Raw genomic sequence first — 20663 nt, 5'->3', positions numbered from 1 at the left:
AGGATACGCAAATTGAAAAGCCCTTCCCAATTTTGCTCCTCTTTTATTTGGCCTTAAAGCAAAGCCTCCTTTCTATTTAGGGCTCAACTCAAGCCGTTCTGAATGGAAAAAGAACCTTTCAGTAATGATATTTATGCTTTATATCATTAACGAAATGAGTTAGCATATTTTTTGCATTGTCCTTGTAAGCTTGACTTCATAAAGCGTTATGCACCCCTTTTTGTTTAGCATAAATTGCAGCTAGGCAGTTTATACTCGGGCTTCAATATGTTTAATATTTTAACTGACCTTGCTGATCAACAACCCAACAAGCAACCCAGAAATAAAGCAAGTGACTATCTGGAACCGCATGTTGCCTATTATGATATCTATAGTAAAGAAAAAGAACTATTTGTCCTGCCATTTAAAGTAATTGGCTGGAGTTTGCTGGCTTTTACTATAGCCGGTTTTGCCTCTTTTTTGATTTGGGATAATCACCTGGTTGCGCAAATATTCTTTTGCCTCCTCGCCATTTTTGGGCCCTTTTATCTCCCGGGCATTTATTACTATTTCAAATGTTTGCAGAAGGAACAGGATACGCGCATAGAAGTAGATGCAAAACATGGACTGATCAAATATGAAAAGCCGGAGAGCGGAAAGAATATCTTGTTTCACGAAAGCCAGATTGAAAACTGCACCATTCGCCTAAGCCTCCTTTTTCCCTACAAAATCAATTACCTCAATCTCCGTTTGAAAGGGGGATATAGTGTCACGGTTTCGAGTTTGATTCTTGAACCACAGGAGTTGGTACAACTCTTCAATATTCCTTATACACTTGAGACGTATTGGATCAATAAGATTCCTGTAAAGAGCGTCTAGCTGTCCTGTATTTCTGCCTCTGAACTGGTAAGCCAGCGGACATTTTTATTTTAAAATTGTTGTACCTTTGTAGCCGATACTAATTTATATAAAGGAGCATAATGAGTACTGAAAACGGAGAAAACAAGCATGAAAAAGTGATCATCATTGGATCTGGCCCTGCCGGATACACTGCAGCTATCTATGCCTCACGGGCAGAACTGCATCCTTTGATGTTTAGCGGTTTGCAACCAGGTGGACAGTTAATGATCACCAATGATGTTGAGAACTATCCCGGATATCCTACGGGTATTATGGGACCTGAGATGATGGAAGATTTCAGAAAGCAGGCAGATCGCTTTGGAACCCGTATGAAGTATGAGAATATCGTGAAGGTTGATTTGCATGCAAATCCTAAAAAACTCGTAACCGATGGAGGAGATGAGTACACAGCCGATGCGGTCATTATTTCTACCGGTGCATCAGCCAAATGGCTGGGTATAGATGCCGAAGAGCGCTATATGAACAGAGGCGTAAGTGCCTGTGCTGTTTGTGATGGATATTTCTTCCGGGGTCAGGAGGTTGCGATCGTAGGTGCTGGAGATACGGCTGCTGAAGAAGCACTTTATCTTTCCAAAGTGTGTTCGAAAGTTCATATGATGGTGAGAAGAGACGAAATGCGAGCTTCCAAGATTATGCAGGCAAGGGTAAAAGCTGCCGAGAATATCGAGATTTACTGGAATACAGAAGCCAGAGATTTGAGTGGAGAGGAAAAAGTAGAAGCAGTTCATGTAATCAATAATCAAACGCAGGAAGAATCTGTAATTCCTGTTGGAGCTTTCTTCGTAGCAATTGGTCATAAACCTAGCACCGAGATTTTTGAAGGACAGTTGGATATGGATGAAGCTGGATATATCATCAATAAGCCCGGGACTTCTCTCACCAATATCGAAGGTGTATTTGTTTCTGGAGATGCTGCTGATAATGTATATCGTCAGGCAGTAACTGCTGCCGGAACCGGTTGTATGGCTGCCCTGGATGCAGAAAGATGGCTGGCTGCGAAAGAAGCAGCTATCGCTTAGTCAAATAGATAATAAAAAGGCTGGAAGGAGGATTTTGTATCTCTTTCCAGCCTTTTTATTTGTCCTATTTTCCTTCCAGTCAGGATTTGTTGCATTTCAGGTGAATTGCTGGAATTTTTTTAGTACTAAACCTTTACCTTCGTCCAATTAATTTAGCTTCATGCACATAAAAGACATAACCTTTCTAAAAGCTCTTACCGATATTTCTCGTATTGCCGGAGAAGAAATCCTGAAGATTTATCATGATGAAAGTCAATTTGATCGTGTAGACTTCAAGGCAGATGATTCTCCCCTTACCCTGGCCGACAAAGCTGCACATAATGTAATTGAGGCTCGGCTTACAGAAATGAGTCCTGAGATTCCTATTCTTTCAGAGGAAGGCAGAGATATTCCTTATGAAGAGCGTAAGTCATGGTCTCGCTTTTGGCTGGTCGATCCTTTGGACGGTACCAAAGAATTTATCAAGCGAAATGGGGAGTTTACCGTCAATATCGCTTTGGTAGAAGGAAATGAAGTCATCATGGGTTGCGTTCATGTGCCCGTTAAAAATATTACTTACTTCGCGGCCAAAGGAGAGGGCGCCTATGTAAAAGTAGGAGATGCAAGGGCTGAAAAAATCGACGCCAATAGCTTCAGTATGGAAGATTCCGCTTTGCGTTTGGTCTGCTCACGTTCGCATATGACTGCGGAAGTAGAGGCCTATGTCCAGCAGTTCGATAAGCCCGAAACGGTTTCTATGGGGAGTTCTCTGAAACTGGTACTGATTGCAGAAGGGAAAGCAGATATTTATCCTCGCCTGGGACCTACTATGGAATGGGATACTGCATCTGCACAAATCATCGTAGAAGAAGCTGGTGGCAGAGTTATTCAAGCCGAAAGTGGAGAAGTGATGATCTACAACAAAGAAAATTTACTGAATCCTTATTTCATTGTCTTCGGGCAAGTGAATGAATAAGATATTCATACAGTCTGTCATTGCGAAGGAAGTGAAGCAATCCCCTTGACTAAATTAACCGTTGAGAATCAAGGAGATTGCTTCGTCTTTTAGAAGAACTCGCAATGACAGCTTTGCTGGAGTTTTATTCAGCAATCTTTTATAGAGAAAAGCTAATACGTATCTTTAGGAATAAAAACATTTATTATCCTAAGATGCGTATTAGCTTTTTGTATAGGTGCAGCCTGGCAATTTTATTCTCAATTCTTTTTTCCGGTTTTCTCATGTTTAGGGGAACAGATGAGCTTCCTCTTAAAATGAAACTTTCCGAATACGGATTTTTCGAAGGGAATATTGCTGAGCAAAAACCTGCCAAGGGCGTTTTGCCCTATTCTCTCAATACAGCTCTCTTTTCTGACTATGCAGAAAAATTACGCTTTGTAAAATTGCCGGAAGGAGTACAAGTCCCTTACAATGATAAAGAAGTGCTTGACTTTCCTCTGGGTACGACCATCATAAAAACTTTCTACTATCCTGTGGATGCGAGGAAGCCTGAAAAAGGCCGAAAATTGATGGAGACTCGTTTGTTGATCCATGAGGAGAAAGGCTGGAAAGCCTTGGCTTATCACTGGGATGATGATCAGACGGATGCAGTTTTGGAAGTAGCAGGAGCACGCAAAAAGATCAGCTGGATAAATGAGGCGGGTAAAAAGCAAAAGCTGGAATATGCCATGCCAGATGTAAATCAATGTAAAGGTTGTCATAGTTACGAGGGGGAAATGAAGCCGATAGGGCCTTCCGCTCGTCAATTGAATGGGGAATTTCCGTATGAAAGCGGATCCGCAAATCAATTGGAGAAAATGAAAGATATGGGCTGGCTAAGTGGTTTGCCTGAACATGAGGAAATTCCTCGCATGGCAGTTTGGGATGATCCTTCCACCGGAGATCTTGATGCCAGAGCCCGGGCATGGTTGGACATCAATTGTGCCCATTGCCACAACTCTAAAGGACCTGCCAGTACCTCTGGATTTTTCCTCGATGTACATCAGGACGATCCCTCGGTATTTGGTGTGATGAAAACTCCGGTAGCAGCGGGAAGAGGTTCTGGTGAAAGGGATTATGATATCCTTCCCGGCGATGCCAATGCCTCTATTTTATACTATCGCATCAATTCTGAGGACCCCGGTATTATGATGCCTGAACTTGGCAGGAAACTTATTCACAAAGAAGGAGCTCAGCTTATCAAGAACTGGATAGACGCGATGGATTGATATTCATAATTTGGGCTTCTCTGTAATTTCCTCTATTTTACCACTGGACCGGGATATATTTTATTTTCTATATAGGTAAACATCGCAGGCCTTCCAGGGTTAATATGTTTGATAAAAACATCCTTAGAAAGCTATGCGAAAATTCAAATCCCGAAATTTCAAAAAGCAGTATGACCTTGGTAAATATTCTGATCTGTATCGGAATAGCATATTTTCCACCCTCAAGCAAAGTCCTTACCATCAGGACCGATTGATGCCTTTTGAACTAGATTTTGGTCCGGCCAGTTTTCGGATAGCGCGGCATTTTGGTTTTTGTAAAGGAGTGGAGAATGCCATAGAGGTCGCCTATGAAGCTTTGGCAACGCATCCCGACAAGCGGGTGTATATGATCAGTGAACTGATACACAATCCTTTTGTAAATGATGACTTGAAAGCCAGAGGGCTGGGATTTATCAAAACAGCCAAAGGGAAACAATTGATTCCCTGGAAGGAAATCAAGGCAGAGGATATTGTGATCATCCCTGCTTTTGGTACAACGCTGGAAGATATGAACCAACTCAAAAGTCGGGGAGTCTGCCTGGAAAAATGGAATGCCACCTGCCGTTTTGTGGAAAATGTCTGGTTTCGGGCCAGAGAGCTTGGGGAGCAAGGTTATAGCATCATAATTCATGGAAAGTTTCGCCATGAAGAAACGCTTTCAACTTTGTCTCATAGCCGGGTGTATGCCCCTACGGTAGTGGTTAAAGATATGAAAGAGGCGGAGATCCTGAGCGATATTGTCAGAGGGAAGAGAAAATCAGAAGAGTTTTATCATTTTTTCGAGGGAAAGTTTTCCGAGGGATTTGATCCGGCAAAACACCTGGAACGTGTAGCGGTCGTAAATCAAACGACCATGTTAGCTACAGAAACGGCAGCAATATCGGATCACTTTAAACAAATATTCAGAGAAAAATTTGGCGAAGAGGAGCTCAGTCAGCATATCGCCAATACCCGCGATACTCTTTGTTACGCCACAAAAAATAATCAGAGTGCTACTCAAAGATTGCTGGATCATCCTGCCGATCTTGCCATTGTGATTGGAGGAAGGAATAGCTCCAATACGTCCCATTTGGTTGAGTTATGTGAGGAACAACTACCGACTTATTTTATTGCTTCCGAACGGGATATCCTTAGCCGAAACCGGATCAGGCATTATGATTTCCGTTCTCATGAAGAGCAGGTAATTACTAACTTCCTTCCGAAAAAGGACCAGGTAAATATCCTCCTGACAAGTGGAGCCTCATGTCCGGATTCCATTGTGGAACGCGTGCTATTGCGTTTGCTTGAAAACTTTAAAGGATTGAAAACCCTGGAAGAAATTCTGGAGGGATATCAGAAAAATGTGGTAGCTGTAAAGTAAAAACTACTTTGCGGCACAAGTCGGGCAAGTCCCCTGAATCAAAATATTTATTTCCTCCATGCGGTAGCCCTCTGGAAGTTTGGGAGAGGGATAATGAGTGTCATTGATGCAAGTAGTTTTGCTACAGGAATTGCATTTAAAATGAACGTGATCATGCTGATGAACTTCATGCTCTCCGCAAGAAGGTTCGCAGAGGGCATATTTCATCGCGCCAGAATCATCAAGAACCTTGTGAAGAATGCCTCGATCCATAAAGGTAGACAGGGTGCGATAAATGGTAACCCGATCACATTCACCTGTCATGGTATCTTCGATATTTTTCTGACTAAGTGCCTTCCCCTCCTTTAGAAAAACCTCCAGGATATCTTTCCTGCTACTGGTATTTCTTAAGGAATAATTGGACAGGATTTGCAATGCACTTCTCATATGACAAAGATAGGGATTTTCATATAAAGTGAGAAAGAGAAAGCCCTCTGTTCCAGCAGAGGGCATCGAAAAAACCAATTAATACTACTATTGTGTTCTTTTTTTGTTTTCAACTTGTATATATCTCTTCTCCCTAAGCATAATTAGGGCTAAGCACTTTTGATAAAGTGTTTCCATGAAGAGGACCAATGTAGACGAGGATTGTTAGGGGAAATCGGGTAGGTATCTATATAACGGCCTTCGACTCAGGATATTTTCTATTTCGGGAAAATGAAAAAGTCTCTCCCATTCGGGAGAGACTTTTTTTGTATATATCCAGAAGTTAATCGGGAAATTATTCGAGTCTGATGCGTTTGTAAACAAGGGCTTCATCGCTCTGGATTTGCAAGACATAGATGCCTCTTGCCAGGGTAGAAGGAAGCTTAATGGCTTCGGTGTAATTGCCCATTATACGACCTACTTCTTTGGTGTACACCTGCTTTCCATCAATAGAAATGAGGGTTAAACGCAAATCTTCCAAATCAAGATTCTCAAAGGATACTTCAAATTCTCCCCGATTCGGATTCGGATAGATGCTGACATTGTTTAGCATGTCTTCTTCTATCCCTACAGTAGTGATAAATATAGTGTCTGTGGCTGTTGAACTTCCACATCCATTGGTAACTGTTAAACTGACAATGAAAGTATCATTGCTGTTATAAAAGTGTGCCGGATTTGCAATGCTATCAGTAGCACCATCTCCAAAGTCCCAGGCATAAGTAGTACTGCTATCCACGCCGCTAGACGTATTGGTAAATCCTATAATAGAACCTGCTGATTCAAATGTGAAGGAAGCTACAGGGCTTCCAGGAGAAGCCAAAAGCTCAACAGTAGCTTCAACGCTACATCCTTCTGCATCCGTAATCATTCCTGTATATGAACCGGCGGGAATTCCACTCAGGTCTTCGGTACTGTCTCCATTACTCCAGGCGAAGGTATAGGGACCTCCATTTCCACCGCTAACCGAAATAAAGATGCCGCCTGTTGAATCTCCATCACAAGCTGGATTTATCAAGCTGTCAACAACAACAAGAATCGGCTCAGACTCTGATACAGTCAAATTAGGAGAAGTCAGGATACATCCTTCTGCATCCGTAATGGTACCTGTATAATCACCTGCAGGTAGGCCATTGATATCTTCCATGTCGGCACCATTGCTCCATAAGAAACTATATGGGGCCACTCCACCGCTTACACTAATAGATATCGATCCTGTAGAATCTCCATTACATACAACATTCACAATGGTATCAAGGGCTACGAGAATCTGAGGAAGTTCAACAATGCTAGCTGTATCACTTGCTGTACAGCCAAGACTATCAGCAACTGTAACGATATAGGTGCCACCAATCAGGCCTACAGCAGAAATCGAATCCTGAGTAGGAGTCGTATTCCACATATAAGAAGCGATCGGTCCATTTACGCTACTTGCATTTGCATTGATTTGTCCCGTTTGGTCTCCAAAACAGAGACTGTCAACTACGACCACTGCATCTACTGTTGGTAGGCCAGCATTGATCGTGATGGTTACGGTATCTGTACCACTCAGTCCGAGTGAGTCGGTAACTACTACACTATAATCCTGAACCAATACGCGAGCGCTATCATTTTGAACGCTAATCATGCGTGTAGTTTCGCCAGTACTCCATAGGTAAGAAGCACCTGGGCCAGCATCCAAGATTGCACCTATACACAGGGTGTCATCAGCTCCCAGGGAAACCATAGGAGGAACTCCCAGGGTGAAGTCATCAAAACCGAAACCTTCATCCGTAACACTGAAGTCAGATCCAAATGCTACGCGGAATAATACTGAAGTTTGTCCAAGGAGAGTAGAATCCAACGGCTGAATGGCTCTCAACCATTGACCGGATGAACTACTACCTGTTCCTGTCCAACCTGTCTGTTGACCTCCGGGATTACCGGAAATGGTACCGTCATTGAACCAATTATTGGGGTCATCTTCATTTCCGAGATTCGTCCAGTTGGCACCCAGATCTGTAGAATACTGTAAAACTGCTCCATCAAAACTTGTCTCTGCATCCCAGTAAATACTTAGGGCGAGCACTGTTCCCATAGGGGCATTGCTTAGGTTAAAACAAGGGCTGGTAACTTCAGAATTCTCATTTAGATTATAATCTCCTTCCAAATTGGTGACCCAGGCCATTGTACCGCCTGCTGCTGCATTGATGAGGGTATTGGCGGGTACTCCCAATTGCCAGCTATTGTTTACACCAGAAGTGGTCCATCCTCCAGCACCATTTTCAAATCCTTCGGTATAGGGGAAAGTGTTTACGGCAGGGACAACGGTTACATCCGCTTGTATCGTATCATTAGTTGCATTATTATTTCCGCTGAAAGGAGCTACAACAGCGCTAAGGCTGTAATTGGTATTTCCTTCAAGATTTACTCCTGAAATATCGAGAACTGCAGTTTGACCACTCAATAAGCCTCCGCTATTGAGGGTTCCAGAGAAAGTTTGAGGAGCAGCTCCGCCGGTAACTTCCAGATCAATGCTTACGGGATTCGCTGCCAGATCAAGGCTGTCTGATCCTGCATTTTCCAGAGTAATGCTAACGGTAGCATTGCTATCAGCACAAGTCAGGCTATTGGGAGAAATAGCGATCAAGGCCAAATCAATCGGAGCAAAGTCAAAGATTTCAATATCATCTATAGCGATATCAGAAGTAAAATCACTTCCTCTAGTTGATCTGAAGATTAGCTGAACCGTATTTCCCAATCCAGCCAGAGATGCCTGTGCTTCTAACCAGGGATCAGTTTCTTCAGCTTGTTGCTCTCCACTAATAGAAAAAAGAAGACTTCGTCCTGAGGCTCCCTGTGCAAATACTTCCAATGTACCCATGTCCTCACCGTGCATGTGGTACCAAAAAGATAATCTTGGATTGGCCAGTGCACTTAGGTCGATACAAGGACTTGTCAGTTCGGAAACATCTCCTGTATTCCCATTGGTTGCTTCATAATACATATACAAAGAACCATTTGGGGTATGGTCATCGAGAGGGCCTGTATCAGAGGAATTGGTAGTACCGTCTGATTCAACAAACCAGTCTCCATCATCATCCGTTGAATTCAACCAACCGTTCAGGATGGTACCTGGACTTCCTGCTGTAAAGCTTTCCATATCTTCCAGGAGGGGTGCATTGCTTCCTTGTGGAGTTGTAGCACTTGCTCTGGCTGTATCATTCAATAAACTTCCATCATCAGCAATCGAGAGAGAGGCCAACAAGTCATAGTTTCCGGGTACAGACAAATCTGCTGCATTGCTCACCTGCACGATCAAACTGGAATCTACTTCGAGCATTCCTGTACTTAGGGTCGTGGAGAAAGTGGGCACTCCGTTTAAGGATACATTGATATCCATATTCGAACTAGCGAAATCAAGGGTAGCCAGTCCCTTATTGGTTACTTCTACCGAAACGACTTCTGCAGAACCGTAGCAGGCAGTTCCGTTTGGACTTACGATCCGGGTCATTTCCATATTGGTTGTTGGCAACTCAAATAAAGAAACATCATCCAGAGCAATATCTCCACTAAAGCTTGTACCCCTGGTTGCTACAAACTTAACTTGTATGGGGCCGCTAAATCCTGCCAGATTGCTTACTGATTGAAGCCATGCAAGTCCTCCTGAACCTTGCTGTTGGCCTTGTACAGAGAAAACGAGCGTTTCTGTTCCCGTAGCGTCGATAATATATGCTTCAAGTGTACCAATGGTAGAACCATACATATAATACCAGAAGGAAAGTCCAGGGTTAGTCATTCCACTTGCATCCAGGCAAGGACTGATTAGGGTAGTTTGATCTCCGGTGCTTCCTTCACTCGCTTCAGTATACATATAGGTTCCTGCTCCTGTCGTATGATCCTGATCAGGACCTGTATTAGAAGAACCTGTAGGACCGCCCGTTTTCACAGACCAGTTGTAATTATCGCTAGGTCCAAGGGGATCATTGACCCATCCATTCATCAAACCTGTCCCATTCCCAACAGAATTTCCATCATCAACAAAAGTTTCAAAATCCTCTAAAACAGGACCGGTAAATAGGGGAGAAGATATTACATTAACGACCAGGGTATCATTGGACGTTACCGGATCATTTGGATAGCTGGAATAGATGCGAAGTGTATAAACTCCTGCAGCAGAGAAATCTCCAGTAGATCCGAAGACAACATCCAGGGTCGCATTAGGCATTAAGGTCCCGGAAGTCAAAGATTCATTTAGAACGAATGAATTTGGCCCGCTTACATCTAGGGTAAGAGCCGTATTATTGGCAGCAAAATCCAGCATGCCGGTTCCCGCATTTTTTAGGCTAACCGATACTTGTTCGGTTGAACTTAAACAAGTTCCACCAATAGGGGAGTTGATGGAAATTGTTGCGAGATCAACAGGAGAATTAATTATAGCAATATTGTCAACAAATACGTCATAATCCTCAGGATCATTGACGGTTCCTTCATAGGCGAAAAAAGCAAGAATTATGCTTTGCCCCAAGAATTGATCGAGCGGAATAATTTCATGTTGTCCACTTGAGCTGACTACACTGCTGTCAGTGTAGCTTCGTAAAGCAGAATAATTTAGCCCTCCGTCGACTGAAACCCGTACTTCTACCAGGTCATCAGAACCCATTTGGCTGGGATTCGTGTTAGCAAAATCAGTAATAGCAAAATCATATTCCAATTTTGCTCCTGCTTGGACAGTAAACATTGGGCTTATGATCCAGTCTTCATCTCCGGTAGTATATAAATTAATTTTGGCAGCATCTCCATTTGCACCCACATTCGCAAAGTCGTCTCTGACCCATTGCGAAGTAGTTCCAGTTGGAGATGCAAATCCCTCTCCTTCGCTCCATCCAGGGGAGATTGTGGAGAGGTTGGAACCATTAAATCCTGAAAAGTCTACGATAGGCAAACTTTGCCCGTAGGCAAAAATTCCCGTACATAGAAAAGCAATTAGCATGTAAATCTTCTTCATCATGTAAAGGTTAAGGTTGATTACAATAAATGGGTGGTAAAAAAATGCGGAAGGCCCGGCCTATAAATAAGCGGGAAAGGAAAAGTAGGAGGCTAAAAAATGGAATACGCAGTAATGCGCTTCTTGTAGTAAGCAGTAACATAATGTAGCCTTTGACCAAACTCAAAAACAAAAACAGAACACATTGCTTTCCTTGCATTGCATTCTGTTTGTGTAAGTAGGATGTACTGGATTCGAACCAGTGACCTCTGCCCTGTCAAGGCAGCGCTCTAAACCAACTGAGCTAACATCCCAGTAAGCACAAATATAAGCTGAAAATTGGAAAGGGAAAATTTAAAGGAGGATTTGATGAAAGTGGATAGAAAGGGGAGTAGCAGCTGGATTTTGGAAAGCGAAAGCCAGCAGATAATCCGGATGTGGATATGCATGACCTAGTTCCCATCCTTCTTCCTCAAGTAAAAGGCTGTGCGAATGCAGACTCAGGGGGGAGAGTTTTAATTCAAATTCGTTGAAAAGAAGTTGAGGCCCGACATTGGCCGATTTATAGATGGCTTCTTTCAGGGTCCAGCGGTGAAGAAATTCATCTTTTGCTACTGCTGCTTCCTTTGCCGCCATTGAGCTTTTTTCTGCTGGCATAAACACATGCCTGCCATCTTCCAGGCTGATACTTCTTTTTCTGTACTCTATATCAATTCCTACTTCGTGAGCAACAGAGGCGATAAAAGCAAATCCTCCAAAAGAATGGCTCAAATTGAAATGCAGTTGATGTCCTTTAAGGTAGGGCCTTCGGTGTTCATTGATAGCAATGGGTACAGTTTTAGGAGAGACATCCATCATTTCTCCCAGTAATTTTCTCATCAATAATCTCCCGAAGAGAAATTCATTCCTTTTGCCATTTGTTCGATACATTTTGAGTCTTTCCTTTTCGTCCTGGCTTAACAGGAGTTGAGAATTATTACGCTGTAAACTTTCTCCCATTAAGCTGAAAAAAATATGTACCTCTCCAGGCACCAAAGGATCTAGATGGGGAATGCCGCTATGTAATTGAAAGCCATCCATCAAAAGAGACTCAATTGCAGTTTCCAGTTAAAACTTCTTCGATGATATTTACAAGGTCCATGATCCTGTATGGCTGTTTTATGGGCTTTGGTTGGATAGCCTTTATTGCTACTCCAGTCATAGTGGGGAAATTCTTCTCCCAGCATTTCCATGAGTTCATCACGATAAGTCTTGGCCAAAATAGATGCTGCCGCAATATTCAGGTATTTTCCATCTCCCTTTACAATGCAGGCATGGGGAATTTCAGGATAAGGTCGGAAACGATTTCCATCTATACTCAGAAATTCGGGCCGAATGCCCAATCCCGCTACTGCTTCATGCATGGCCTCATAGGTCGCGTTAAGGATATTTACCTGATCGATTCGGCCTGCTGATATCATTCCTACATTCCATGCCAGTGCATGTTCCTGGATATAGGGCCTGAGAGCCATTCTCTTTTTGTGGCTAAGCTTTTTTGAGTCTGTGAGATCTGCATGTTCAAAATCCTGAGGTAGGATAACAGCAGCGGCCACTACCGGACCAGCCAGACAACCCCTCCCTGCTTCATCTATACCGGCTTCAAACTTGGTCTGAGAATGTTGGAGTAAAAGACTCATGAGGACTAAGATAAGGCAGGCATCCCGCTAAAAGCAATTGTAAAATAAAAAAGCGGAGCATGGATAGATGCTCCGCTTCATTAGTAAATATATTTTATACTTGTTTTTGAAGACTAAATCCAGCATTTGCGAATTGTTGCTCCTTGTCCAGCAGGGTTTGCTCTGTAGCTTTTTTCATTCTGTCTTTCCAGTGGAGAATCATCACCGCTGAATAGGCATAGACGAGGATTCCTCCAAGTGCCAGTCCAGGTGAAAAGCTTAGGAAAAAAGCTCCCAGGCAAATGCTAAAAAAGAACAGACTATTTCCCCATAATACCATAGCTGCCTGTTTGTGGTTCAATCCCAATCTGAGGAGAATATGGTGAATATGTCCACGATCCGGATCGAAAGGGGATCGGCCATGTAGAATTCTATTGATCATAACCTGTGAAACATCTGCGACCGGAATGATGATCAAAGAGAATACAAAGCTCACAAACAAACTGTTGATGGATACAAATCCTGAAAGGACTGCTGTTGATTGAACCAGCTTTATACACATGATGGCAATGATGAAGCCTAAACTGAGTGAGCCTGCATCTCCCATAAATATTTTGGCTGGAGAAAAGTTATATCTCAGAAAAGCCAGAGTTGCTCCCAGTCCGGTAAATGCCAGAAGACTATAGGTATATAATCCCAGGCTACTGAAAATCAATCCCAGGCCCAGAAAGCAAATGGAAGATAAACCACCTGCCAGTCCATCAATTCCATCTATCAGATTGAAGGCATTGGCCAGTCCTACGATGGCAAAGGTGCTAATGATATATTGAGCCGGAAGGGAAAGACTTTCCAATCCGAAAATGTCATGTAAATGGGTAATCCTGATCCCTCCATAAGCAGCCAGGGCTGCCATTGCGATTTGGATAATGAACTTCTGCGTAGCATCCATTTCCAACAGATCATCCTTAAGACCCATAAAGAATATTATGAGTACTCCAATAAAGCCCATCTTCAATTCAGGACTTTGGCCGAGGTCTGCGAAAAGAAAGAACGCAAAAGCGAGTGAGATCAATATTGCAACTCCTCCTAGTGGAGGCACAGGAGTAGTATGTTGTTTTCTATGATCAGGTAAATCAAAGAGTTTCTTCTCCCGTGCTACTTCAATGATCACCGGTATGATCTTGTAGCAAAGCACAAAAGCTATGAGGGTGGAAACAAGAGTAAGGTAAAGTTCTGTCATCTGGTATATTTTAATCTCTGTATCAAATATGCGGGATTAATTTGAAGACTCAATACCCTTTTGTTCAAAAATTTAACAACTGCTTAATTTTTATTTCCGTAGTAAAAATCGCTCTGATTTTGCTCTAGAGGCCGATTCTGTAAAAAAATGCCTATTCGCCTTTCCGTATTAATTCCGAATTCTTTCTGTTTTTAACATATTACGAATTGTTGAAATTGTTGCCGCTTGTTAAGTGGTTCATTATCAATATATTAAATTGAATAGGGATTCAATTTAATATCGGTCCTGCTAAAGCTTCTATATCGCGTATTTGTGAGGTGAGAGGGCCCTGGAGGATGCAAATTGTAAAAGAAAAAGGGTGGGAAAACTCCCACCCTTCTTTATGCAAAGTTTTATGCGAAACTTACTTAAGAATGATCAGATTAGCTCTCCGGTTGAGGGAGCGATTTTGCTCTGAACTATTGGTATTGGCAGGCATAATTTCCCCATAGGAAATGATCTCCATCTGAGATTCTTTTACCCCTCTGACCCGGAGGTAGAATTGGACTGCCTTCGCCCGGTTTTGTCCCAATACCATATTATATTGGCTTTGAGCCCTGTCATCGGTATGTCCTGCTATCAGGGCTCTTTTTTCGGGATGACGAAGAAGATAATCGCCAAATTCGTTGAGTGTCTGAAAGAATTCAGCCTTGATGATTGCCTGATCCGTATCGAAATAGACAACGGCCTCCTTCAGGTATTCCATCGGCTTTCCAGCGACCATGGCTTGTTGTGGATCGGGACATCCCATTTTTTCAATGGGGCCGTATATCAGTGGGCATTTATCATCCAGATCCGAAAGCCCATCTTTATCCGTATCCGGACAACCTGAAAACTGGGGCAGTCCTGGAACGTAGGGACATCTATCCTGTAAGTTGGGGATTCCGTCTCCGTCTACATCCATATTTCCGGTAGGACAGCCCTGGTTTTGAATGGATCCGGGTGTCAAAGGACACTTATCTTCAAAATCCGTAATTCCATCCTTGTCTGAGTCTGGACAACCTTTATGTTGAACTAAGCCATATACAGTCGGGCAGCTGTCCTGATTGTCAGGAATTCCATCCTTATCAGAATCCATCAGCGCCATAGGGCATCCCATTTCTGTTTTTAGGCCCGCTAAATTGGGACAGAGATCCTCAAAATCGGCTACTCCATCTTTATCTGAATCCGGGCAACCCTGAAAGTCTGCAGGCCCCGCTACTGTTGGACACATATCTACTTTATTTGGGATACCATCTCCATCAGCATCTATATCAGAACTTGGACATCCACTTCTTACACGAGGTCCGGGTTCCATCGGGCATTTGTCAATTTGATCAGGCAGTCCATCACTATCCGAATCCGGACAACCCATAAAGGCGATCATACCGGGAATATCAGGACATTTATCTGCTTGATCCAATACACCATCTCCATCTCTGTCATAAGCGGGGCATCCATTTCTGTCTATGGGGCCAGGCTGTGTAGGACAAACATCTTCTGCATCAACAACTCCATCCCCATCTGAATCAGGGCAACCCATGTATTTTTTTATGCCGGGGATGTCTGGACATTTATCTACATGATCCTTGATCCCATCTCCATCCTGATCATTGATGATTCTGGCTTTTCTTGCTTTATAATTGGTCTTTGGACGAGGTTCTATATCTCCATCCCATATGTAGGAAAGGGTAATTTCTGGCCCTCCTTTTAGGTTGCTAAAGTTGCTAAGAGAAGAAATGTTGACATCATAGCTCAAGCCAATGTCGAAATTATTGAATTTCAGCCCTAGATGGGGAATTACAGCATCGTTTACCCTGTACTGCGCTCCTACTACAAAGGAAACCTCCTGATCGTATTCGTATTCGGCTGATAGGCCTAATGCCATCTGACGAGCTGTACCCTGAATACTATATCTTCCCATAGGCCTCAAAGAGAGTCTTTCCCCTCCAATAAATGAGAAAGAGGCATGCAGATTGGTACGCATGGGTAAAAAAGTTTCACCCGCAATAAAGGTATATTGAGGCTGATTGATATGGGCGAAAGAAGCTCCCAGTTCAATATCCAGTAAACCTGAATTTCCATCAGCCAGGTATTTGTAAACGATACCGGACTGAAAATCTCCCACCGTAGCGCGAGTAAGGGGAAAAATTTCTCCACTCCCTGTACCCGGATTAAAGCCGGTAGAAGGATTGTATTGACTGTCGAAACTAAACTTTGTAGGATCGAAGCTTTTCTGTACGAATCCGGTTTTTAATCCTAAACTAAGATTGTGCTTTCCTTCAAATACCTTGTAACCAAAGCCAATAAGCACCTGGGTATGTCGCAAGGCAGCTACTCCCGGATCATCTCTCAGGATGTCTAGTCCTAACCCAAACCTCCCAAAGGAAAAGTCAGCTGCTCCCGTACTGGTTGTGAAGGGATCACTAATGCTTGCCCATTGTCTTCGGTAGGAAGTAAAGAGACGTACTTTCCCCTCAAAATTTCCAATATTGCCTGGATTGAGAAATTGAGGCGCATTGAAATACTGAGAAAAGCCCGGGTCCTGCCCCCTGAGTGTTGCCAGGGGGAGCAGAAATGCACATATGAATATTTGTAAAGCTTTTTTCATCTCAGGAGGGTCGTTTGTCCTTTAAGTTTTAATTGTTCACCATTTGCAAGGCTGATCAATGCCGTATAGACATAAGTGTCAGCCTGTGCGGGTTCGCCACCATAAGTACCGTCCCAGCCTTCGCTTTGATCGAGGGTTTGGAAGATCATTTCGCCCCATTCATTGTAAACACTGAAGTTCAGGCTGACGATGTTCTGACCTCTGACGAAGAGTATATCATTGAGCCCATCTCCATTGGGAGTAAAGGCTGTAGGTATAAACACATTATTGGGTCTGTCCTCATAAAGAATCGGCGTAGGACTCCCTATACTATCCGAGCACAAATTGCCGGAATAGGCGATCAGTCGAGGCGTGTAGCTCCCAAATTCCTGGTAAAAATGCGTGGGGTTTTCCAGGCTGGAAAAATTATCGCTGCCTGAAGTCGGATCCCCAAAATCCCATTCATAGCGGATCGCATTGCTGCTGGTTGATTGGAAATCTATCTGTAAACCCTGAGGGGTCAATCCCATATCTGTATAGGTGAAACTGACATTCGGCTTCACAGCAGTATAGAAGGTGAAAGGTGGCGAATTGCTCACAGCCCCATCATTATCTATACCCCTTACCCTGATCTCCTGTAAACCAGCAGTTGTAGCTGTGAAATTATAGGTAGACAGAGGCGAGCGTTGTACCAATTGTCCGTTCAGAAGGAATTCGTAGACGGGAAAACTATTGTTGCTCGCAACAAAGCTGGCGGTATTTCCTATACAAATGCTGTCATCTGCGGAGATGTCCAGAGAGTTGAGGAGCATAAGCTTAACATATTCTGCTCGACTCAAAGTATCTCTACACGCTCCTGAACCTGTACTGATCAATTGGATATCATAATTACCTTCTGAGAGGTAGAAATGTACAGGATTGCGAAGGCTGGATTTATTGGAAAGGCCGGATGTCGGATCTCCAAAATCCCAATCGAAACTTTGAGCCAGAGGTGCATTTGCCATAAAGCTCACTTCAAATCCTGTGATTGGATCATAGCCATCTACCGAATAACTATAGTTTGATACTGGTGCCTCTGCCGCAAATACTTCCACCGTCTGAGAATTTATCTCTTCACCAGAGGTACTGGTCGCGCGAACATATATTTCATACTCACCTGCATCTACAAGGTCCAGACTAAAACTTCGATTTGATCCATTTTGAGCTAATTGATCATTTACAAAGAATTGATAATTGTTGAAGTTGCCACTAGAGGCTTCCACAAGCATATTATCACCAACACAAAGGGTCTCACCACTGCTAAAGCCTAAAGGTTCCTGTACAGACATGCCCAGCAAGGAAACAAAGCCGGGTCTGTAAAGAGTATCAGTGCAACCGCCTTCTCCGCGAGCTATCAATGTCGCATCATAAGAACCCACTGCTGGATATATATGCATAGGATCCCTAAGGGTGGAGTTGTTGTTTGATCCGGATGCCGGGTCTCCAAACTCCCATTTATAGGCAAATGATCCTGAACTCAGATTATTGAACTGCACACTAAAGCCTTGCTGACTTTCCCCCAATAAAGTGTAGGAAAAATCTGCTTTTGGAACCTCAGCGATATAGAGAATGAAAGGCTCTGTCCTATAATTGATGCCTTCTGCAGATGTGGAAGCAACCTCTACTTCCAGGGCTCCTGCCTGGGTAGGATTATAGACCAATACGTTTGAAGTCCCTGTTTGGGTGAAAACATCATTGACATAAAAGTCATAATTGGTATAGGTGGTCGGAACCGTTATATAGGTGATAACATCTCCCATACAAATGGTATCGCCGTTTTGGTATACCAAAGAGTCCCCATTGGGATAATAAGTCTTGGCGAAAAGATCGATCCCGGTTGAAGGCTCGACTTTTCGAATCAATTCATTGAAAGCATCTCCGATATAGAGGGTATTGGTTCGGTGATCCATAGAAATGGCTGTAGCACCACTAAAAGAGGCCTCTATCCCATATCCATCCTGTCCTCCTACATTTCCGGCTTCTCCGGCATAGGTCGTAACGGAATCTCCTTCTATTCTTCTTATGACATAATTGTAGCCATCCATCACATAAATGGCCCCATCTTTATCTGAAACCAAATCCCAGGGATAATTGAAACGCGCTTGCGAAGCATCTCCATCATCACTTCCCAGCAATCCCGAGCCTGCTATCGTAGAGGTAAATCCTGTAGGTTGTACCCTGCGAATTCTGTGGTTCCACTCATCAGCGATCAGGATAGAACCATCCCAATCCATTTCAATTCCATAAGGGCGGTAAAAACGAGCCTGAACTCCAGGACCATCTACGTATCCGTCTATAAAGGCTTTCCCAGCAATTGTGCTCACTTGCCCTGTTGTACTGATCTTTCGGATCGTATGTGCTACGTGATCACAAACATACAGGCTTCCATCTGGTGCAATGGCTATACCTGTGGGATCAGCAAATCTGGCGGTAATTGCTGAACCGTCTCTTACCCCAAAAGAACCGCTACCTGCTATTGTACTTACAATTCCATTGGTATCGATCTTTCTGATCAATTGATTTTTGGTATCAGCGACATAGACATTCCCTACAGAATCACATGCAAGTCCCCAGGGGGAATAAAATCTAGCGGTAGCTCCCGGACCATTATCTGCACCGATATCTCCTGTACCTGCAAGGGTGCTAACTATACCGGTAGTAGGGTCATACTTTTTTATCTTGTGATTCCACCTGTCGGCAATGTATACGATCCCCTGACCGTCAACGGCTATACCGTGAGGATTGTTGAAGAGGGCATCTTGCAGAGCGAGGCCATCAGCATCACCGGTAGTTTCTACCTGACCTGCTACAGTTGTTACCAGCTGCCCTTGAGCAACTGGTAAAAAACATGCCGAAATGGCCAGTATAGAGAATATAATTCTATAGAGATTTCTCATGCGATTTATTAGGAAATCGAAGTCAAAACTTTTTCTTGATTGAGTTCATCCTGGAAGGCAATCGGGTTGCCCAGGGCTTTTTCCAGGGTATTAGAGTAAGCTCTTGAAATGGCTTTCCAGGTGTACATGACCTGGGCCAACTCTTTCATCTTTTCCCCGGTCTCTGCACGCAATTCAGGTGTCAGATTTTCCAGGTGCTCCAGCAATTGTTCTGCATTCTCAAAATAGAGGGCTTGCTTTTCTGTTGTATTCACATTGAATACCGTTCCTCCAAAAGCAACTACACATAAGCCCAGATTCATGGCTTCTACCAGACTTGGATTGGTGCCTCCTGCACTATGGCCATGTAGATAGACATAAGCATTGCTACGAAGCATATCCAATACTCGGGCATCTCTGATAAAATCCAGCAGATAAATGTGATCATGATGGCCATACTTCTTTCGCATATTTTGTCCAAAAGCGCTATCCTCCCAGTTTCCAAGTATGACTACTGAAATGGAATTGTTGCGGGAAAAAGCATCCAGGATCATTTCGATATTGTTTTCCGGTTCAATCCGGCAGGCTTTTACTCCATATTTTCCATTGAGGAATGGATATTTGGCGAGATCTTCTGGCTGGATTTGAGCTGTTTTTGCATGATCTCCCCCATAAGCAATCATATCAGATTCCTTTTTATATACAGCGGAAACATAATCCTGAATCCCTGCATTATCTGCGATGATACGATCGGCAAATTTTACTGCGATTTTCTCTGCCAGCTTTAGATATGCTTTGGCGAATTTTCCCCATTTCGGGCGACGCCATTCCAGTCCATCGATATTGACGACTATTTTCTTCTTTCTAAAGAGGAGTTTGAGTAAAGGTAGGATGATGCAACCTGAAACGCCTAAAACCAGCAAAACATCATTGCGGGTAATGGCATGCAGCATCGAAAGGATATCATAGGGAACACTTTGAGCCCCATTCGGCTTTACTGGAATGTATTTAATTTTCGCCCCCTCCCAATTATCCGTACGTTCTTCCGGTAAATAGTTACGGGTGCTGTTGTATACCGTAATATCATATTTATCCCTCAATTCCAGAACGAAATTGTGAGCAAGAGTTTCTAAACCTCCATATCTGGCGGGTACACCTACCACGCCAATTACGGCTACGCGTGTTTTGTTCTTCATTTAATCTTATTAATCAACTCCCAAATATTTGTCAATTTGTCGTACTTTCCAATTGATAAAATATACAAATCAAACATTGATTATTAAGATTGAATACT

At 43.2% G+C, this 20663-nt stretch carries 13 protein-coding genes and 1 tRNA gene; 5 read left to right on the top strand and 9 right to left on the bottom strand.

Annotated features, from left to right (window positions below; translation table 11 throughout):
* Positions 1-267: 267 nt before the first annotated feature.
* From R8P61_18970 to R8P61_18950, 5 genes are all read left to right on the top strand, one after another.
* Positions 268-858 carry a hypothetical protein gene (locus R8P61_18970; GenBank protein MDW3649158.1) on the top strand — a complete coding sequence of 197 codons (591 nt, stop codon included), beginning with the start codon at positions 268-270 and terminating at the stop codon, positions 856-858.
* A 101-nt stretch (positions 859-959) separates the two neighbouring features.
* Positions 960-1919 carry a thioredoxin-disulfide reductase gene (gene trxB, locus R8P61_18965; protein ID MDW3649157.1) on the top strand — a complete coding sequence of 320 codons (960 nt, stop codon included), beginning with the start codon at positions 960-962 and terminating at the stop codon, positions 1917-1919.
* A gap of 160 nt (positions 1920-2079) precedes the next feature.
* On the top strand, positions 2080-2874 hold the full coding sequence (gene cysQ, locus R8P61_18960) for a 3'(2'),5'-bisphosphate nucleotidase CysQ (GenBank protein ID MDW3649156.1): 795 nt from the start codon (positions 2080-2082) through the stop codon (positions 2872-2874).
* A gap of 194 nt (positions 2875-3068) precedes the next feature.
* Positions 3069-4124, top strand: a complete 1056-nt coding sequence (locus R8P61_18955) for an SO2930 family diheme c-type cytochrome (GenBank protein MDW3649155.1) — start codon at positions 3069-3071, stop codon at positions 4122-4124.
* A 133-nt stretch (positions 4125-4257) separates the two neighbouring features.
* On the top strand, positions 4258-5523 hold the full coding sequence (locus tag R8P61_18950) for a 4-hydroxy-3-methylbut-2-enyl diphosphate reductase (GenBank protein ID MDW3649154.1): 1266 nt from the start codon (positions 4258-4260) through the stop codon (positions 5521-5523).
* Positions 5524-5526: 3 nt separating this feature from the next.
* Here R8P61_18950 and R8P61_18945 read toward each other — a convergent pair whose 3' ends face one another.
* The 9 genes from R8P61_18945 to R8P61_18905 all read right to left on the bottom strand — a co-directional run bounded on the left by R8P61_18945 (position 5527) and on the right by R8P61_18905 (position 20565).
* Positions 5527-5949 (bottom strand): transcriptional repressor, encoded by a 423-nt coding sequence (locus tag R8P61_18945; GenBank protein ID MDW3649153.1) that lies wholly within the window; start codon positions 5947-5949, stop codon positions 5527-5529.
* Between the two features lie 334 nt (positions 5950-6283).
* Positions 6284-10975: a PKD domain-containing protein gene (locus tag R8P61_18940; GenBank protein MDW3649152.1), complete on the bottom strand. Its 4692-nt coding sequence runs from the start codon at positions 10973-10975 to the stop codon at positions 6284-6286.
* Positions 10976-11190: 215 nt separating this feature from the next.
* Positions 11191-11265: transfer RNA gene (locus tag R8P61_18935), tRNA-Val, on the bottom strand.
* A 40-nt stretch (positions 11266-11305) separates the two neighbouring features.
* A complete protein-coding gene (locus R8P61_18930; GenBank protein MDW3649151.1) occupies positions 11306-12031 on the bottom strand; it encodes a 4'-phosphopantetheinyl transferase superfamily protein in 726 nt (241 codons plus the stop codon).
* Positions 12031-12627, bottom strand: coding sequence for a ribonuclease HII (locus R8P61_18925; GenBank protein ID MDW3649150.1), 597 nt, complete (start codon positions 12625-12627; stop codon positions 12031-12033). Before R8P61_18925 ends, R8P61_18930 begins: the two co-directional genes overlap by 1 nt.
* A gap of 94 nt (positions 12628-12721) precedes the next feature.
* Positions 12722-13846, bottom strand: coding sequence for an MraY family glycosyltransferase (locus tag R8P61_18920; GenBank protein ID MDW3649149.1), 1125 nt, complete (start codon positions 13844-13846; stop codon positions 12722-12724).
* 403 nt (positions 13847-14249) lie between these two features.
* Positions 14250-16475, bottom strand: coding sequence for a PorP/SprF family type IX secretion system membrane protein (locus R8P61_18915; GenBank protein ID MDW3649148.1), 2226 nt, complete (start codon positions 16473-16475; stop codon positions 14250-14252).
* Complete coding sequence (locus tag R8P61_18910) at positions 16472-19390, bottom strand: PKD domain-containing protein (protein ID MDW3649147.1); 2919 nt, start codon at positions 19388-19390, stop codon at positions 16472-16474. Before R8P61_18910 ends, R8P61_18915 begins: the two co-directional genes overlap by 4 nt.
* A gap of 8 nt (positions 19391-19398) precedes the next feature.
* Positions 19399-20565, bottom strand: a complete 1167-nt coding sequence (locus tag R8P61_18905) for a DUF1972 domain-containing protein (protein MDW3649146.1) — start codon at positions 20563-20565, stop codon at positions 19399-19401.
* Between the last annotated feature and the right edge of the window lie 98 nt (positions 20566-20663).

Source organism: Bacteroidia bacterium (assembly GCA_033391075.1).
Taxonomy (GTDB): Bacteria; Bacteroidota; Bacteroidia; order J057; family J057; genus JAWPMV01.
This window is presented reverse-complemented; position numbering and strand designations above follow the sequence as displayed.

What these genes read in the sequence shown, in the direction of transcription:
- R8P61_18925 (MDW3649150.1), bottom strand. Translation starts at nt 12,627, where the DNA reads ATGAGTCTTTTACTCCAACATTCTCAGACCAAGTTTGAAGCCGGTATA.
- trxB (MDW3649157.1), top strand. Translation starts at nt 960, where the DNA reads ATGAGTACTGAAAACGGAGAAAACAAGCATGAAAAAGTGATCATCATT.
- R8P61_18970 (MDW3649158.1), top strand. Translation starts at nt 268, where the DNA reads ATGTTTAATATTTTAACTGACCTTGCTGATCAACAACCCAACAAGCAA.
- R8P61_18950 (MDW3649154.1), top strand. Translation starts at nt 4,258, where the DNA reads ATGCGAAAATTCAAATCCCGAAATTTCAAAAAGCAGTATGACCTTGGT.
- R8P61_18915 (MDW3649148.1), bottom strand. Translation starts at nt 16,475, where the DNA reads ATGAAAAAAGCTTTACAAATATTCATATGTGCATTTCTGCTCCCCCTG.
- R8P61_18910 (MDW3649147.1), bottom strand. Translation starts at nt 19,390, where the DNA reads ATGAGAAATCTCTATAGAATTATATTCTCTATACTGGCCATTTCGGCA.
- cysQ (MDW3649156.1), top strand. Translation starts at nt 2,080, where the DNA reads ATGCACATAAAAGACATAACCTTTCTAAAAGCTCTTACCGATATTTCT.
- R8P61_18920 (MDW3649149.1), bottom strand. Translation starts at nt 13,846, where the DNA reads ATGACAGAACTTTACCTTACTCTTGTTTCCACCCTCATAGCTTTTGTG.
- R8P61_18940 (MDW3649152.1), bottom strand. Translation starts at nt 10,975, where the DNA reads ATGATGAAGAAGATTTACATGCTAATTGCTTTTCTATGTACGGGAATT.
- R8P61_18930 (MDW3649151.1), bottom strand. Translation starts at nt 12,031, where the DNA reads ATGGATGGCTTTCAATTACATAGCGGCATTCCCCATCTAGATCCTTTG.
- R8P61_18945 (MDW3649153.1), bottom strand. Translation starts at nt 5,949, where the DNA reads ATGAGAAGTGCATTGCAAATCCTGTCCAATTATTCCTTAAGAAATACC.
- R8P61_18905 (MDW3649146.1), bottom strand. Translation starts at nt 20,565, where the DNA reads ATGAAGAACAAAACACGCGTAGCCGTAATTGGCGTGGTAGGTGTACCC.
- R8P61_18955 (MDW3649155.1), top strand. Translation starts at nt 3,069, where the DNA reads ATGCGTATTAGCTTTTTGTATAGGTGCAGCCTGGCAATTTTATTCTCA.